Source organism: Beijerinckia indica subsp. indica ATCC 9039, assembly GCF_000019845.1.
In the GTDB taxonomy this organism is placed as follows: domain Bacteria; phylum Pseudomonadota; class Alphaproteobacteria; order Rhizobiales; family Beijerinckiaceae; genus Beijerinckia; species Beijerinckia indica.
In genome coordinates this window covers 2,453,357-2,470,618 of sequence record NC_010581.1, presented here as the reverse complement: position 1 = coordinate 2,470,618, position 17,262 = coordinate 2,453,357, and the positions used below count along the sequence as shown (strand labels likewise).

General features: G+C 53.5%; 12 protein-coding genes. 4 read left to right on the top strand and 8 right to left on the bottom strand.

What is annotated here, in order from left to right; all coding sequences use genetic code 11:
• Positions 1–27: 27 nt before the first annotated feature.
• Entirely contained in the window at positions 28–1,038 is a 1,011-nt protein-coding gene (locus BIND_RS10930) for a radical SAM protein (RefSeq protein ID WP_341872325.1), read from the bottom strand.
• A 65-nt stretch (positions 1,039–1,103) separates the two neighbouring features.
• The gene (locus BIND_RS10925) at positions 1,104–1,658 is read right to left on the bottom strand and encodes a hypothetical protein (RefSeq protein ID WP_012385137.1); all 555 of its coding nucleotides are present in this window, start codon (positions 1,656–1,658) and stop codon (positions 1,104–1,106) included.
• A 602-nt stretch (positions 1,659–2,260) separates the two neighbouring features.
• Between BIND_RS10925 and BIND_RS10920 the strand changes: the two genes are divergently transcribed.
• The 3 genes from BIND_RS10920 to pheS all read left to right on the top strand — a co-directional run bounded on the left by BIND_RS10920 (position 2,261) and on the right by pheS (position 5,595).
• Positions 2,261–4,099 carry an aminopeptidase P family protein gene (locus tag BIND_RS10920; protein WP_012385135.1) on the top strand — a complete coding sequence of 613 codons (1,839 nt, stop codon included), beginning with the start codon at positions 2,261–2,263 and terminating at the stop codon, positions 4,097–4,099.
• Positions 4,096–4,419 (top strand): divalent-cation tolerance protein CutA, encoded by a 324-nt coding sequence (gene cutA / locus BIND_RS10915; RefSeq protein ID WP_012385134.1) that lies wholly within the window; start codon positions 4,096–4,098, stop codon positions 4,417–4,419. The genes BIND_RS10920 and cutA overlap by 4 nt, the downstream gene beginning before the upstream one ends.
• Positions 4,420–4,512: 93 nt before the next feature.
• Positions 4,513–5,595: a phenylalanine--tRNA ligase subunit alpha gene (gene pheS, locus BIND_RS10910; protein WP_012385133.1), complete on the top strand. Its 1,083-nt coding sequence runs from the start codon at positions 4,513–4,515 to the stop codon at positions 5,593–5,595.
• Between the two features lie 53 nt (positions 5,596–5,648).
• Here pheS and BIND_RS10905 read toward each other — a convergent pair whose 3' ends face one another.
• From BIND_RS10905 to BIND_RS10880, 6 genes are all read right to left on the bottom strand, one after another.
• Positions 5,649–7,010 carry a carbohydrate porin gene (locus BIND_RS10905; protein WP_244395868.1) on the bottom strand — a complete coding sequence of 454 codons (1,362 nt, stop codon included), beginning with the start codon at positions 7,008–7,010 and terminating at the stop codon, positions 5,649–5,651.
• Between the two features lie 245 nt (positions 7,011–7,255).
• The gene (locus tag BIND_RS10900) at positions 7,256–8,605 is read right to left on the bottom strand and encodes a sensor histidine kinase (RefSeq protein ID WP_012385131.1); all 1,350 of its coding nucleotides are present in this window, start codon (positions 8,603–8,605) and stop codon (positions 7,256–7,258) included.
• Between the two features lie 5 nt (positions 8,606–8,610).
• A complete protein-coding gene (locus tag BIND_RS10895) occupies positions 8,611–9,267 on the bottom strand; it encodes a response regulator transcription factor (RefSeq protein ID WP_012385130.1) in 657 nt (218 codons plus the stop codon).
• Positions 9,264–12,323 carry an efflux RND transporter permease subunit gene (locus tag BIND_RS10890; protein WP_012385129.1) on the bottom strand — a complete coding sequence of 1,020 codons (3,060 nt, stop codon included), beginning with the start codon at positions 12,321–12,323 and terminating at the stop codon, positions 9,264–9,266. Before BIND_RS10890 ends, BIND_RS10895 begins: the two co-directional genes overlap by 4 nt.
• A 1-nt stretch (position 12,324) precedes the next feature.
• The gene (locus BIND_RS10885) at positions 12,325–13,536 is read right to left on the bottom strand and encodes an efflux RND transporter periplasmic adaptor subunit (protein ID WP_012385128.1); all 1,212 of its coding nucleotides are present in this window, start codon (positions 13,534–13,536) and stop codon (positions 12,325–12,327) included.
• Positions 13,536–14,795 carry a TolC family protein gene (locus tag BIND_RS10880; RefSeq protein WP_012385127.1) on the bottom strand — a complete coding sequence of 420 codons (1,260 nt, stop codon included), beginning with the start codon at positions 14,793–14,795 and terminating at the stop codon, positions 13,536–13,538. The genes BIND_RS10885 and BIND_RS10880 overlap by 1 nt, the downstream gene beginning before the upstream one ends.
• Before the next feature lie 954 nt (positions 14,796–15,749).
• Here BIND_RS10880 and BIND_RS10875 point away from each other — a divergent pair.
• Positions 15,750–16,916, top strand: a complete 1,167-nt coding sequence (locus tag BIND_RS10875; protein ID WP_012385125.1) for an acyltransferase family protein — start codon at positions 15,750–15,752, stop codon at positions 16,914–16,916.
• Positions 16,917–17,262 lie beyond the last annotated feature (346 nt).

Genomic DNA, 17,262 nt, shown 5'->3' with positions numbered 1-17,262 from the left:
GCACTCGACGTCTTTACGAAGATACGTTTAATTATCGATATCCTGAAAGAGCTTTCCAGGAAGATAATATTCATTCAACCATGCTAACTTGATCACTTCTGGCACGATTTCGGTGTAATGTTCTTTAATGACTTGCTGAACACGAGAATCGTCATAGATTCTCATGCAGGCTTGACAACAATGTGCATACTTATTTTCCCATAAAATTGTTGGGTCGAACTGTGCCGCCCAAGCCAGGATCTTTTCTGGACCTTGAAAGCGGAGCCAGAGCTTGAGAAAGTCGTCTTCGGCTCTTTCGATAGCCGTTTCCAAGAAGGCGTTCCCTTCCGCCATTCCAACGCTCAGCTCAGGCACCTTCCTCATTCCCAATCCGCAGCACGATCCTACTCGTCCATCAGCTTGGACGACATACGTTTGCAAGACGCTATCACAACCTGTTGATTTCAATACGTTGTCTTGATTCCTGACGTAATTACTTGGGTAGCAAGCAACTTGATTGGAATCTAATGGCATCCAAGGACTTTCCGTGGCCGTTATTAAGCGCTTTTCTCTGTCGGACAATTCTTGGACGAGAGGATGTTGTAAATAGTCATTTACAGATATACTTCTCTCGGCAGTGAGTTCAATCATTGTATGGACTGGCATATTGTTTTTTACGGCGGACAACGTCGCAAACACAACTCTTTGCAAGGGTACAAATCTTATATGTTGGTCTCCTGTGCTAAAGTTGATTTCATCAAGCCCAACATTAGCTAATTCGCTCAAGAGGGCTGTCGCTCTATCAACTGAAGTTGCCCAATGCGCGTTGGTAACAAGGCGGGTAGGCATTTGTAATTCAGTGGCTTTTTGGATAGCGGACAGCAAATCGTTCCAACGAAGAGTAGATTCTCCTCCGGTGAAAACCACATTGGCGAAGCCCAATGCATTTGCTTGTTCTATTGCATTTAGAGCGATGTCGAGACTCAATATATTTTTGTCACTTGGGGTACTAAGCGTTCCGCAATTATTACAAGATGCCGTGCACGCATACGTCAGCATGATACAAAGGGTCTTTGGGCTGGCAATCAGCTTCGTCGGTGCGTGCTTTGCGCAATTCATGGCTGTTACATCTCGTCTGGCGCATGTTGTGGTATATTGGAAGCGTGGAGGAGTTGCTCAGCCAGGCTGACGATTTGCATCGTGGTCCGTGCGTCGTACTGTATTTGAGGAGGTTCCACTACTATCGATATTTTAGTAAAAAACGTTGTGCTGTTATTCAGTGTTTTGACGTAAGTTCTGCTGATGGAATGCACCACCGTAAACCCTATCTCTGGTAATAGAGCTGTGCCTTCTGCGTTTTTCAGTGAACCAAAGTCAATAAAAATACGTGCGAGATCGCGAAAACTGCTTTCAGATTCAAATATTTGAGATTTAGTCCGATGTGCTTTAAGCCAAAGGTTTAAGCTTTCGTCTTTTAAAGCATCAAATATGAACTTCGTAACTTTGTGCTTCGAAGTTAATTCTGAAACATTGGTAGGTGTATTATCACAAATAAGCGCATGAGGAGAGTTAATAAACTCAGTTTGTAGAGCTTCGTTTCCCTTTAATTGATCAAAGAGTTCAGCTATTCTCTCGCTCAAACGAGGATTATTGAGCACCATACCAGAGGTACTAATCATTTCTCCCCCTCCCTGCATCCATCGTTCGATATTGTATTAACGACAAGAAATTTTGAAATGGTCAGAACTCTGAATGCTAGAGTAGCATCTTGATACTGTCGCGAATAGTGTTTGAATTGATTTTGACGTGATATAATATCAAGTCTCGCGGAGTTTTTCAGCAAGACTTGCCCACGGAGGGGCGGCGGTTATCCGCCGAACGTCATGGATCATGACAGATCATGATCCATGAGACTTTGGTAAAGTCCTTCTTCCATCACGACGTGTTTGGAAAAGAGGTCAATAGACCAAGCCGTTAAGGGGATAATATTCGGCACCGATCGACTGTCCGACCGAGGGCTGATTTATCCGCTCCTGGCGCAATTGAAACCATAGGGCGCCAACTTGCTGGCCGCAGGCTTTGATCGATTTGGCATGGACGCGCATTTATCTTGCAACCGACATAGGGTCTTGCAATCTCCTCGGTCCTGGAGTGTCATCATGAGATGAAAGATTTGGCTGGCAAGCCCCCAGCAATTTCTATCCAGACTCATCTAATACCCGATACCGGCGCGGGGCTTGCCTGATAAATCGAGCGCACTCTCTCTTCTTTTTGGAAGCCCATGTTCGAAAGTCTCTTTCAATCCTTCGAGGAGGTTGCTGATCCGTCCCTCGGGCATGAACGTACCGCTCTTTTGCGGTCGAAACTTGCGGAACTCGGTCTCGACGGATTTCTCGTTCCCCGTGCCGACGAGCATCAAAACGAATATGTGCCTCCCTCCGAGGAACGATTGGCCTGGCTTTCGGGCTTTACCGGTTCGGCTGGGCTCGCCGTGGTGCTCGCGGATCGCGCGGTGATTTTCGTTGATGGCCGCTATATTCTCGCTGTGTGGGATCAGGTCGATACCAAGCTCTTCGAGCCTGTTGCCTTGGCGGACATCAGCTCCGAGACCTGGCTTGCGAAGCATCTGCCGCAAGGTGCCAAGCTTGGCTATGATCCATGGCTGCATACGCCGGGACAGATCGAACGGTATCGCCGAGCCGTCGAAGCGGCAGGCGGAGAACTCATTGCTGTCGATACCAATCCGATCGATTCCGTCTGGCAGGATCGCCCGGCAATTCCCCTCGGCAAGATCAATCTGCATCCGAAAAAATTCGCGGGAGAGACGGCGGAGCACAAGCTCGAACGCATTGCAGGCTCGCTTGGGACACGGGATGCGCTGCTGGTCAGTGATCCGCATGCGGTCGCCTGGGCCTTCAACATTCGCGGCAGCGACGTTGCTCATACGCCTTTGCCCTTGGCCTATGCGTTGATTTTCAACCGCGAGAAAACCGCCGACGCAAAGCCGCGCCTTTATGTGGATGCACGAAAGCTCGACGCAAGCCTGCGCGATAAACTGTTGGAATTGGCTGATCTTGCGGAGCCGGCTGCGCTCGAGGCCGATCTCGTCGCTCTGGGACAGCAGAAAAAGAGCGTCGCTTTCGATCAAGCCACGGCGCCAGCCAAATTGTCGGAACTCGTCGCCGGAGCAGGCGGTCATCATGAGATTGGGCCTGATCCGATTGCCTTGATGAAGGCGCGCAAGAACAAAGCCGAGCTCAAGGGCATGCGCGAGGCGCATCGCCGCGATGGCGCGGCCATGATCGCATTTTTGCATTGGTTTTCCCTCAATGCGCCGTCTGGCCGGCTGACGGAGATCGATGCGGCTGAAGCGCTCGAAACCTTTCGGCGCGATACGCGCAAGCTGAAGGATGTGTCCTTCCCCTCGATCGCGGCGGCGGGACCTAATGCGGCGATCCCGCATTATCACGTGACCAACAAATCAAACCGCAAGATCGGCAAAGGGATTTTCCTGATCGATTCCGGCGGTCAATATGAGGATGGCACCACGGATATTACGCGCACGCTCGCCGTCGGCCGGCCGACGGCCCTCATGCGCGATCGTTTCACGCGTGTGCTGAAAGGCCATATCGCCATCGCGCGGGCGGTTTTTCCGAAGGGTACGTCCGGCCAACAGATCGATGCCTTGGCCCGCATGGCTCTATGGCAGGCTGGGCTCGATTTTGACCATGGCACTGGCCATGGTGTCGGCTCCTATCTCTCCGTGCATGAAGGGCCGCAGCGCATTTCGAAGGTGAGCAGCGTCGCGCTCGAACCTGGCATGATCCTCTCGAACGAACCTGGCTATTACAACGCTGGTCATTGGGGAATCCGGATCGAAAATCTCGTCATTGTCGAGCCGCGCGAGATTCCAGACGCCGAGCGTGAGATGCTTGGTTTCGAGACGATCACCTTGGCGCCGATCGATCTGGCCCTTGTCGAGCCGAAACTGCTCGATGCGCAAGAGATTGCCTGGCTCAATGCCTATCATGCGCGTGTCCTCGCCGAGCTTTCTCCGCTCGTCGCACCGGATGTCGCGCGCTGGCTGAAACAGGCGACGCAGAAGCTGAAAAAGCCATGAGCACGGACGCGGCCTTCGCCTTGGTGATGACCACATGCGGCGGGGCGGAAAATGCCCGCCGCATTGCGCAAGCTTTGGTCGAAGACAGGCTCGCGGCCTGTGTCCAGATCCTGCCAATCGAAAGTTTTTATCGATGGGAGGACGCTGTGCAAAATGATCAGGAGCTCCTGCTTTTCTGCAAGATCAAGCGCGACGATTATGCCGATGTCGAGGCCGCTATTTTGAGCCTGCACGAATATGTGACACCGGAGATCGTCGAAATCGACATAAGCCAGGGCGCGCCGGCCTATCTTGCCTGGATCACGTCCGCCACGCGCTGAATCTACGCCCAGGCTCCTTCTCCGCCATGCACTCTCGACTTTGCCACAGGGGCGTGGCACAAGCGGCATAAATTTCGACCGGATTTCCAAACCATGTCTGATCTCGACACCCTACTGATGGAAACGCTGGCCCAGGTGGCCTTCGCCGCTGACGAGGGGGAGCTGGAAAACGTCCGGGTCGGCGCGCTCGGCAAGAAAGGGACGATTTCGGCTCTTCTCGCCACTTTGGGCAAGATGAGCCCGGACGAACGCAAGGTGCAAGGCGCTGCTATCAACGCGCTTAAGGACAAGGTCAATGAGGCGCTGGCTGAGCGCCGCCTCATCTTGAAAGAGCAAAAGCTCGAGGCGCGGCTTGCAGCCGAAATCATTGATGTGACCTTGCCGGTGCTGCCGCGGCCGGAGGAATTGGGCCGTATTCATCCGATCACCCAGGTCATGGATGAATTGGCCGCTATTTTCGCGGAAATGGGTTTCGCCATCGCCGAGGGGCCGGATATCGAAACCGACGATTATAATTTCACCAAGCTAAATTTCCCGCCGGACCATCCGGCGCGTGACATGCACGATACGTTTTTCTTCGAGCCGGATGCGCAGGGACAGCGCAAGGTGCTGCGGACGCATACGAGTCCGGTGCAAGTGCGCACCATGCTCACGCAAAAACCGCCGATCCGCGTTATTTGTCCCGGCCGCACCTATCGCTGCGACTCGGATCAGACGCATACGCCGATGTTCCATCAGGTCGAAGGGCTGGTCATCGATAAGTCGGCCCATCTTGGCCATCTCAAATGGATCCTTGAAGAATTCTGCAAGGCTTTCTTCGAGGTGCCGGATGTGAAGATGCGGTTTCGGCCGAGCTATTTCCCGTTCACAGAACCGTCGATGGAAGTTGATATCCAATGTTCACGCAAGGGGGGAGAAATCCGCTTCGGCGAGGGTGAGGATTGGCTGGAAATTTTGGGATGCGGGATGGTGCATCCCAACGTCTTGCGCAATTGCGGTCTGGACCCCGATGTCTATCAAGGCTTCGCCTGGGGCATGGGAATCGACCGTATCGCCATGCTGAAATATGGCATGCCTGATCTCAGAGCCTTTTTTGAGGCTGATATTCGTTGGCTCAACCATTACGGATTCCGACCGCTCGATATGCCAAGCCTGCTTTCCGGATTGAGTAGCTAATCGGCGTCGTTCATTGGCATGGACTCAATTCGTGTGGATGAGTCCAAAGGCATTCAAAATGTAATGCCTGCGTGAAGACCCAAAACCAGCTCATTACCGATGAGCTTGCCAGTGTTGGGATTGAGAATGCCGCCGCTTGGGTTCCATGTGTATTGGAAGTCCGGCTGGACGATCAGCCAGGGCGTAACCTGCGCGGCATAAGTCAGTTCGAAATGATGTTCGGCGCCCCCAATGGGATAGAAATCGCTTGAAAAATAATAATGGTCCCGATCTGCCGCACGGGCCCGATTGCCCACCTGTCCCATGCCCCAGCCGATGCCGAACGTATCATTCTCGCGACCAGCAAGGGCGCCTTTGAAATTGAATCCCGCATCGACCGCGAAGGAAACGATATTGCGGTCATCATTGGTGCCTGATGCCCGCGCGAAAAAGCCGAGCGCTGTGGGAGAATCCACCGATGGCCGCCAGATCATCTGGTCCATGATGCCATAGAGCATCCAATTGCCCTTGTGCTGCATGGGGTATCCATTGCTCTGCGGTGAAGCGAGCAGATGACCGGCAGTGTCGAAACGGGGGTCGGGAAAGGAGGCGGTATCATAGAGGCCGCCAAGACGATAGGTGCCGGGCAGGCCGGGATCGTCGGTCGCTTTCGACTTGTCGCTGGGGGGCGGATTGAGGGTGTATTGCATCTCTCCAATCAGCAAGGCGCCGTTGCCGAGGTTGAAGAACGTGCCGCTCGGATGCAAGCTTTGATTGGAGGGGTCGACGGGATTGCTAAAAGGTCCGCCGGTCGGATTATCATCCGCGCCGGCGAACAGAAATGTCCATTGGTTATCGGGCCGATAACGCAGGCGAACACCCAACGCACCCATGGGATAGGAAGGGCCGCCGGAATAAAGCTCAAGGGAGGGCATCAAGGCCCAGCCAAATGAGGCATTGTGGAAGAAGGCGGAATATTGGCTGATCCAGAATTCCGTATCGAGATCGATCTGGCCGATCTTGATGTCGAATTTATCGTCGAAAAAGCCTTGCTGGTACCACATTTCGAAGAGGCGTGTGCTCCACCAGGCCTCGGAATCGCTGATATTGTTGAAGGTCAAAAGCTGTGCTTGAGTGATGGAACGGCTGTGGATCTGCAAGGCACTGACATTGAAGAGACCGCCTTCCAGGCCAATGGATTTTTCGAGATCGGCGGTCAAGGTTGCGGCGGTCACGCCGATATAGGCTGGCCTTTGTTCCTTGCCGCCGGTCGTATTGCCGAAGACCTGGTCGATCTCGATGAGGGAAAAAGTGACGCCATAGCCATAGAGCCAGGAGCGCAGTCCACCCATATCGCCGAGTAAATTACCACTCGTGTCAAGTTTGGCGCCTTTCGCCTCCGTTTCTTCGGTAGGAAGCTCCGGCGTGGCGGACAAGTTTTGCGCGTGCGCTGACGCCAGACAGATCAGGCAGGCGAAGCTTCTCGCTATCCATAAAATGCCGGGCCGCATGAATGAGATCTTGATAGGCTAAGGAAAGATAATCCAATTGAGTTCGAGAACTTAACCTAAACGGAAATAGGATTCAATGAAGATAAGGCCAGTTGAATGGCCTTACTCTATTGGGAACTGATTTCCGTTGATTGAGTCTCAATCGCTTTTCCCATACCCTATGTCGTTTTCTAGAGCTCAGACTTTTCCATTATTATATTAAAATTCTCAAATGAAACTCTGATGACAAAGCCCGTGTCTCGCCCAGGGATGGGTGATTTGATCGTCATCTGGCCGTGCATCTGGCTTATAATATTATAGACGATTGCCAGCCCGAGTCCTCCCCCTTTCGAGGAAGAGCTTCCGCGCACGAAGGGATCGGTGATTGTAGTCAGGATTGCTGGATCGAGGGCGGTGCATTCATTGACGATGTCAATAAAGCCATCGCTGGAAACATGAATGTCTATTCCGTGATCCTTGTCTCCATGATTGATTGCATTCTCGATCAGATTCCGAAAGAGAATGCCAGTCGTGTCGATGTCTCCATAAATATAAAAATCACTGATATGATCTGTTTCCATCCTGATCGGTGGACCATTTGGCGCCTTGTCCGAATATTCATCGATCAACAAATAAAGAATAGGAAGCAGATCGAAACGCTCATTTTTCAAGGAAACACCGGATGTGGCCCTTGAAAGTTGCAGCAATTTTTCTGTCAAACGAGAAATGCGTTTTGTTTGCTGGACAATGGCAAGTGTACGAGCGCCATACTGGCTTCCTTTCAATTGATCGTTGAGAATTTGTGTCTGCGCCAAAAGACCAGCGATTGGATTTCGCAATTCGTGTGCACTGTTGGTCGCAAACATCCGTTCGGTGGCGAGTGCCTTTTTCAGACGATTCAAGAGCAAATTGACGGCAGCATGGATCGTCGCGATCTCACTGGGGAGGTCGAGAGAGGGAATCGGATCGAGGTTGGTGCCACCCCGGCTGCCTATTTCCGTTTGCAATCGCACCAAGGGTCGCAAGGCACGAAGGACCGTCAAGCGAACCAGGAACCAGGAGCAGGGCAGGAATATCACGATCGGCAAAATGACAATGAGGACCGCGCGTCTCACGGCTTCCTGGCGGTGAAAGGTGGGTTCACCGACGATGATGTAATAGGGTGTCGCGGCTGAATGCGTAACATAGACGCGAAAGTCTTTGATATTATGAAACCCTTCCTTCAATGGATACACGAAGGCTTCCGGCGAGGCATTTTGCGATCGCAGGCGCACGTTACCGGAAGGGGCAACGATTTGATAAGCGAGGGTCCGTTTATCGACGCCGGGAAGGAGAGCGATGCCATTCTCTGGAATCTGCGCTTGACTAGAGGAGGCAACAAATTCCAGCCGTTCCGAGACTTCCTGTAAGGAATTGTCCAGCCGTTCCGTCACCTCGTAACGCGTGAAGGCACCGACGGAAAGACCGAGGAGGACGAGGCAGCCGGAAATGACGATGAGAACGCTTGCGACAATGCGTGATGCGAGACTCCAGCTCTTCATTCCTGTTACCTCGCGAGACAATAACCGCGGCCTCGCACCGTACGGATGATATTGCGTCCCACTTTTTTTCGAATTCGGCTCACGAAAACTTCGATTGCGTTACTTTCGATTTCCTCGCCAAACCCATAGAGGGCTTCCTCGATGCGTTCCTTGGAGATGATCATGCCGGGCCGGCGGGCCAGAAGTTCGAGTATCGCCCATTCCTTGGCTGTCAATTCCACGTCGACGCCACTTTTCGTCAGGCGTTGTCCGTGAAGATCGAGATGAATGTCATTGATCTTGATCCCCTCCTCGGCAACCGGCGCATAACGGCGATAGACGGCATCGATGCGCGCGATCAGCTCATCGAGGTCGAAAGGTTTGACGATGTAATCGTCGGCACCTTCCGACAATCCGGCGATGCGATCGCTGATTTGATCATGCGCGGTCATGACCAGAATTGCCATTTTGCTATTGCTTCTGCGAATTGCTTTCAGAAACTCAAGGCCATTGCCATCAGGGAGGCCAAGGTCCAAGAGGAGGAGATCGTAATCAGTCGTATCCAGGGCGGCCTGCGCGCTTTGCAACGTCTTGAACCAATCTGTCGCATGCCCCGCGTGACGCACTTGATCCCGCACTGCGGAACCGAGCGCATCTTCGTCTTCGACGATGAGAACTCTCACGAATTTTTTCTCATGAAACGTGTATAGAGTGAAGGTAAAACGAGCAATGTGAGCAAAGTGGACGAGACCAGTCCGCCGATCACCACTGTGGCGAGAGGCCGTTCAACTTCGGCGCCGGCATTGGTCGAAAAGGCCATGGGAAAGAAACCGAGACTCGCCACCATGGCCGTGGCCATGACGGGACGAAAACGTTCCTCCGCCGCCGTGAAAGCCGCTTCGGCAGCACTCTTGCCGGTTTTCCTTTGCTGCTGTGTATAGCTGATCAGCACGACACCATTGAGGATGGCGACACCGAACAAGGCGATGAAACCAATGCCGGCGGAAATGCTGAAGGGCAGTCCCCGCAGGACAAGGGCGATAATGCCGCCGGTGGCGGCGATAGGCAAATTGACGAAAACAAGCAGAGCCAAACGCACCGAACTGAGTGCCACGACGAGCAAGCCGAAGATCAGGGCGAGGGCAATCGGCACCACGATCGACAAGCGTTGCATGGCGGATTGAAGATTGCGGAACTGGCCCTCCCAAATCAGGCGATAACCGGGCGGCATATGGACTTGCTTTCCGACAGCCTGTTGTGCCGCTTGCACGAAAGAGCCGAGATCCCGCCCACGGACATTGGCCTGGACGATCATGCGTCTTTGAATACGGTCACGGCTGATGCGCGGCGGGCCATCCTCAACCACGACACGTGCAACCTGGGAGAGCAAGACCGTGCCGCCACCGGCGCGTTTGACGCGCAAATAGGCGATCTTGTCGCGTGAATTACTGACTTCCGGGTCCAATCTCACCTGCGTGCTGATCAAGGCATTATTCACCACGACCGGCTTGCCGATATGACCACCAATGGCTTCGACAATGTCGAGCACATCCTGCAAACGCACATTGAGCCGGGCCGCGGCCTGTCGATCAATATCGACATGCAGGAAGGGAATACTGCCGCTGCCCTGAGCGGCGACATCCGCTGCACCCGGGATATCATTCAAGACGGAGACGATCTTGTTGCCGAGATCTTGCAAGGTGCCAAGGTCGTCTCCATAGATCGATATAGCGATTTGCGTGCGCACGCCGGATAGAAGATCATCCATGCGCATCTGGACGGGCTGGCTCCAGGAAAATTGCGAATCTGGGACTTGTTCGCGCACGGCCTTGTCGAAAATCGTGACGAGTTCTTCCTGGCTGGACGCGGTCTTCCATTCCGCCGGGTCCTTGAGAAACACGAATGTATCGGTTTCATTCATGCCCATGGGATCGGTTGGAATGGCCGAGGTGCCCGTATTACTGACGACGGTTCGGACCTCGGGAAAGCTCATGAGCGTCCGCTCGACCAGATTGACGGAATGCAGAGATGTCTTCAACGAGGCGCTCGGCAGGCGGGTCTGGGTAACGACCAGCGATCCTTCCTGAAGTTGCGGAATGAATTCACCGCCGAGACGCATAGCGAGGAAGACGGAAAACAGGAAAATCCCCGCCGTCGAACCGAACAGAATTTTGGGGTGATCCTCGCACCATAAAACGAGAGGACCATAGCGACGGCGCAGGACATTGATAAATAAAGTGTCGCCATGCGGTTTGCTGAAAGGCAAGACGATGCTGGTCAGAACGGGAACACAAAGGATGGAGTAGGCTAGAGACGCCATGAGCGCAATGATAACGGTCTGCGCCATTGGCCTGAACATCTTCCCCTCGATGCCGGTCAACGTCAGGATTGGCAGATAGACCATCATGATCACGAGAATCGCGAAACTGACGGGCCGGACCACCTGACAGACCGAGGTGACGACCAGGCTTCGGAAATCGCCTTTTTGTTCCCGCAGGCGATGCGCCATGGTGTTTTCGACAACGACCAAGGAGCTGTCCACGATCATGCCGAAATCGATGGCGCCGAGGCTGAGAAGATTGGCGGAAATGCCAAGATGATGAATCCCCACCATGGCGCAAATCAGGGCGACGGGGATGACTGACGCGATCACGAGAGATGCACGCCAGTCGCCGATGACCACCAGGAGGACGAAAACCACCAAAGCCGCGCCGATGACAAGATTTTCCTTGACCGTCTGGATCGTCTTTCCAGTCAGAGTACCGCGATTGTAATAGGGTTCAAGTGTGACGCCGAGGGGGAGGGATTTCTTGATCGTCGGCAAAGCTTCTTCGATGGCGGCAAGCGTCACCCCGGAATTTGAGCCCGTCTGCATCATGACGACGCCGTTGACGATTTCACCTTTGTTGTCGCGCGTCACCGCGCCTAGTCTCGTGCGAGGTGCCTGCGATATACGACCGAGATCACGCAAATAGAGAGCCGTGCCATTGGGGCCGGCGCGGACAAAAATGGCGCCGAAATCATCCAGATCCCGAATGAGCCCACGACCGGCGACGATCTGCTGCTCCGCATAATGTTCGATCCAGGCACCACCGGAAACTGCGTTGTTCTCATCGACCGCGCGGAAGACGTCGCCGACCGAGAGATCAAAAGCATTTAATCGCGCCATATCCAAGGCTATTTCGAAGGTTTCCTCGGCGCCACCATTGACATTGACATCGGCTACGCCGGGAATCAATTTCAGTTGCGGCACGACCGTCCAAGTCATGATGCGGTTGAGATCCATGAGCGTTTGCGTCGTCCCATGAATCTGGATTTGCATGATTTCACCGAGCCCGGTCGCCAAGGGGCCCATATTGATGGTTAGGCCAGGAACAGAAATATTGGCCCGTGCCGCCTGGATACGCTGTCCGACATACGTGCGATCGAGATTGATATCGGTGTCGTCGGCAAATTGTACATAGACGACCGAAATACCCGAGCGGGAAACGGATCTGAGATCAATCATGCCAGGGATGCCTGACATACTGGCCTCGATCGGAAAGGTGATGAGTTTTTCGACCTCCTCCGTGGCGAGGCCGGGCGCGACGACGGAGACCAGAACTTGTTGCGGCGAAATATCCGGCACCGATTCCACGGGAAGACGAGTGACGTCCGCAATCCCAAACAGCATGAGGATCAAGAGAACGCCGATGACGATGGAACGATTGTTCTGGAGAAGGGAGAGAAGTTTGCTCACCTCAATCTCCACCCGCCGTATCGGCCAGAAGCATGACCGATTTCAAGGTAAAGCTCCCACGCGTGACAACGGATTCGCCGTCCTTCAATCCACTGAGAATGATTGTTTGTCCATCGCTTTCGAGACCGATCTTGACGGCGCGCGGTTGAAAGCTGTCAGCATCGATCGGAATAAAGACGACATCATTGCCGTTAATTTGCTGGACTGCCTCGGAGGGAACGATAACGCCACTGATCTTGGTGGTTGAGGTGATGCGGGCTTCCAGCATCATGCCGGGCCTGAGCGCATAGTGCTTATTGGGAATGTGGCTACGGATACGGATGAGGCCGGTGGCCGGATTGACGACACCATCGATCGTTTCGACAACGGAATCGATCCGCGTTTCGGGTCGACCAGCAAGAAAACTATATTGATGGGCTCCCATTGTAATGAAAGCGGCGTCCATAGGCGGGACTTCCGATACGACCCAGACGGAGGAGAGATCGACGATTGTCGCGACGTCTTGACCGGCAGTCAGATCGCCATCCATCGACGTATTGACGGCGAGGACGAGGCCATCGACAGGTGCGATAAGCGATGATGTCTGCAGATGATCACCTTGTTCCGTTGCCGTATTGAATTCTTTGATCCTATTGGATGTGTTGGTAATATCTGCCTGCCGCATCGCGACGGTGCTCTTGGCTTCTTGCAGCAAGGCATAACGCCTGCTGACTTCGCCACGTGATATGGCGCCGCCAGCCAATTGCCGCGCACGCTGATAGGCGGCCTCGGCCTCATCTTGGGCTGCAATCGCGGCCTCTAGGGCGGCCTGAGCCTGTGTGACCTGGACATTGGCGACGCGAAGCGCATTATCCCGGTATTCGAGAAGGATATCGCCTTTGGCGACCCTAGCCCCGAGGATCAGATTGATGCTCATGACCTTGCCGGAACCGGCTGGCTTGAGATGAAGTGTCCGCGCATCATCGGCCATGACGGAGGCGAGGGCAGGGATGATGCGGGAAAGCGTGCCGTCATGCACAATCACAGTCGCCAATTCCGCGTTTTTTTGTGCATCCGATCCTAATTTCACGGGCTGATAATCGAGAGCAGGTGCGGGCTTGGTCTCCTGCGTCTGTTGTGCTTTGGCATTGGGCAGGGGAAAGACATTCGACAACGACAAGGCGATCAGGAGAAGCCGAAGCTTGAAAGGAAGCTTATACTTGAACATGTTCATCACTGTAGATGCCCCGCGGCAATAAACACTCGGGCAACGGCCACATGCCAGGCCGTTTCAGCTTGATCGAGAGACAGCATGGCGGTGTAGGCGCCTTGATAGGCTCGCAAGGCTTCCACGAGTGAAGATTCCTTCAATTTCCAGGATTGTTCGATATCGGCGGCGCGCTTATTTAAGGCCTCAACCGAGGCTTTGGTGTTCGTCAATGTTGCTGTTGCGGCCGTCAGGCGAGCACGGACCTGCGCAAGTTCGACCCTCACCATGCGCCGGGCTTGGCTCTCCTCGCTTTCGGCTGCGGCGAGTTTATCCCGGGCATTGGCGATGAGCGGAATGTTCTGGGCGTCGCTTGGCAAAGGTATGTTCAAGGTGACACCGGTACGGGTGTCCCAAGGACTTCCAAATTGAATATCGCGAATGGCGGAAATACCGATCTGCGGATTCGGCATGAAGGACTTTTGAGCCAAATGCATGCCTTCTTCGGCGGTCACCACTGCCATGTGGGCCGCGCGCACGCGTGGGTCGTTATCGGGCACTAGTTGCGAAGGATTGAGCCGCGCTTTACGCAAGGCATTGGTGTCGTAAGAAAGAATATTCGGCAGATCCTTGCGGCCGAGAATCTCGGCGAGCGTGGCTGATGCCACAGTGATCTGTTCGGCGGCGTTTTCAACTTCGGATCGGGCGCTCGCGAGTTCGGCATCGATCGCATTCTTGTCGGTTGAAGGTGCTTCGCCCGTCTTGACCATCGTGTTGATGGTCTCGGCGAGTTTTTGAATCGTTTGGAATTGGCGTTGGGCATTTGTCTGTCTGCGACGCGCGAGGACAACGGCTCCCGTGGCGTCCAGGAGTCTCACGGACAAAGACATACGCTCGACATCGAGCCGTTCCTGCACGGTCGCGGATTCAGCTTGCGCCACGCGCACCGTCGCCTCGCTTTGCCCAGGAAGCCACAGAGGGACAGAGAAGCTTCCTTGCCACGTTGCATAACCTTGCCGGCTTCCCAAGGTTTTGTCGGTAAAATAATCGGCGGTTACGACCGGGCCACTAGGAAAAAGCGAATCCGCGGCGCCCGCGCGTGCATTGGCCGAATGTTGATTGGTCAGCAGATTTAGTCGGACTGGATCAATCTTCCAGGCAATATTTATTGCCTCTTGAAAACTGAGTTCCGCTGCTTGGGCTCCATGCGGAAAAGGCTCGCTGAGCATGATCAAAAGGCCGCACAGCAGGGATAGACGGCATCGGGCCACAGGCTTGAAATGCATTTGATAGGGCTTTTCTTTTCGTTATGACGTCAACATTCAAAGCTGGCCTTTCCCGCACATATGCATGCAATATCGACTTTCATGTAAGACAGTTGTGGAGCCGAGTATTAGTCCATATTTTCTTAGCAAGTAAATGTAAATCGTCGGCGAGCCATTTCGGTCCGGCGAGCGCAAAGGGTGATAAGGTTGCCCATTGTGTTTCTATTATATTATTCTGATAGTACAATGTCATTGAAATATAGCCTTTCATCTGGGGTGGTGGAGAACGCGACAAGTAGACGCGTAACGAGAAAGGCGTTTGTTTCGTAGCCGTGGGGGTACCATCGTACTGTTGATTGCGGCACGATAGGGCGGACCTCACCGCAGCGTTGATTTCATCTTCTGGGAATCCGAAATAGGAATTTCGGACCTCAAGATTAATTTTGCAAGGCTTTGTGCAGATCGATTCTGGGGCGGTGACAGCAAAAGAAGGGTTGAGCGTCACAGGGAGTATACAAAGAAAGAGGAAAAGAACACGAGGAAACTTATTCCTTGCCATCTTATGGACGAGGTTCTTCAGTTTAAAGAAACTGGAATGATTATGTGAGTCTACCGTCTTCATAGCCTCTACTCATCAGGAGATGAGGTGTATGACAGACGGGGTAGCACGCTAAGCTGACATCAGCCTGAATAGTCATGGTGCTTGAAGTGGGTGTTTGAAACGCAGGGAATGGGCCGTGTGCCAGCATGGCTGAGGAGGATTCCTCCAATTATTTACATCATCCTTATGTGGAATGTAATGAGGCACGCATGGAATTTGCCGAGCCTTCGCGGCTTTGATGCTTTCAAATGCATGGCTGGTATGAGCTTAATGAATGGCGTGAGTGAGGAATTTTAGATTTTTTAGGGTATGACTTGTGAGAATATGATCGAGCGTAATATAAGTCTAAAATCTATGCTAATCGGAAACACCTAATGGCGACGATTCCAAATGCAGAAAAGCCTTTCCTCTTTACGTTACGTTGGATCAGCTCTCTGATCGTTATGTTCGGCCATGCCTATTCGATGGTTTTCCACCCTTACGAATATGCTGGATGGCATGAATCCTTGGGTGGTTTTCTGCAATATATCGCCCAGTTCCGGCATAGCGCCGTGATCATCTTTTTCGTGCTCAGCGGCTATCTGGTCGGCGGCGGAGTGCTGCGCCGGTTGGACGCTTTCGATTTTTCACATTATTTCTTCCAGCGCTTCGCTCGGATCTATGTGGTTCTCGTTCCCGCTCTTCTGCTGACGGCCTGTCTTGATGGCATCGTCTATCTGATCGATCCGACGACACCCATTTATGCCGATACGCAGCTGACGGAAACGCTTGGAATCGATGGGTCGGTTTTCACGCGTTATGATCCCAGGAGCATTTTCGCGAGCCTGGTTTCCCTTGAGAGCATCGTCGGCGATCCAATTGGATCCAACCGTGCCTTGTGGTCGCTTGGATATGAATGGCTCTATTACTTCCTGTTTCCGGCGACGGTTTTTCTGGCCGCATTCATCGCGGCGCGCCTGAAGCTTTCGCGCCGTTGGGTCGCGGAAATCGGTGTTGTTGTGGTCGCATGCATTTTCCTTGCACTGGGCCAGCGCTTCTTGGCCGCGACCTGGGTGATCTGGACATCGGGCGCCATTGTTTCACGCTGGCGGGCGGAGACATCCTTGCAGCGGTGGCTCGCGCGCTTCGGCGGTGTGATCGCGTTTTTGGCGTTTTTGGCGTCGCCTATCTACAGCCATCGGGTGACCGATCCCATCCTTGGTCTCGGCTTCGCCGCTTTTCTGACCTTGCCGAATGTCCTGCGCTTGAGCTTCAATCCGGCGTTTGATCGCGGCATGGCCAATTGGTCTTATTCTCTTTATGTGATCCATGAGCCGGTCCTGTTGTTCGTCCTGTTCCTATTCGGGCAGCAGGCTTTGTTCGATGTCGCCGGACTTCCCCTTTCCTGGCTCGGTGGGGGCATTTTTCTCGCGGCTAGCGGATCCGCCTTGGCGGTGGCTCTTCTCTTCGGTCGTTTGTTCGAGGATCGGACGGATGCATTCAGACTGTGGCTCATGCGACGTTTGACGACGACCGAGACGGTCCCCGCCGCTTCGCGATAGAGCTTCAAGCCGCAAGCAATACCAAACGGTCATAAAGATGACCGTTTGGGTACCCGCAAATTTCCGCTGTGACATCAGAGATCCTAAGCGATCCCATTAAAACTCCAGAAAAGAAAGCTTATTTTCTCCGCGTAAAAGGACGCATTGAAGCCTACATCCGACGCGCTGTCTGGATGTTGGAAGGGTTTTACCCAGTGTGACGGAGAGTGGAGGTTAGCGGAGTGACGCCTTCCAGCCCAGGCAATCGGGAATGAGCCGTTTCTGTCATGCCAGCAGATGAATGAACGGGAGGCAACGTTCTGCATGCGAGCGAATTTTGTGACATTTTGAAAGCCAATTTTCAGGA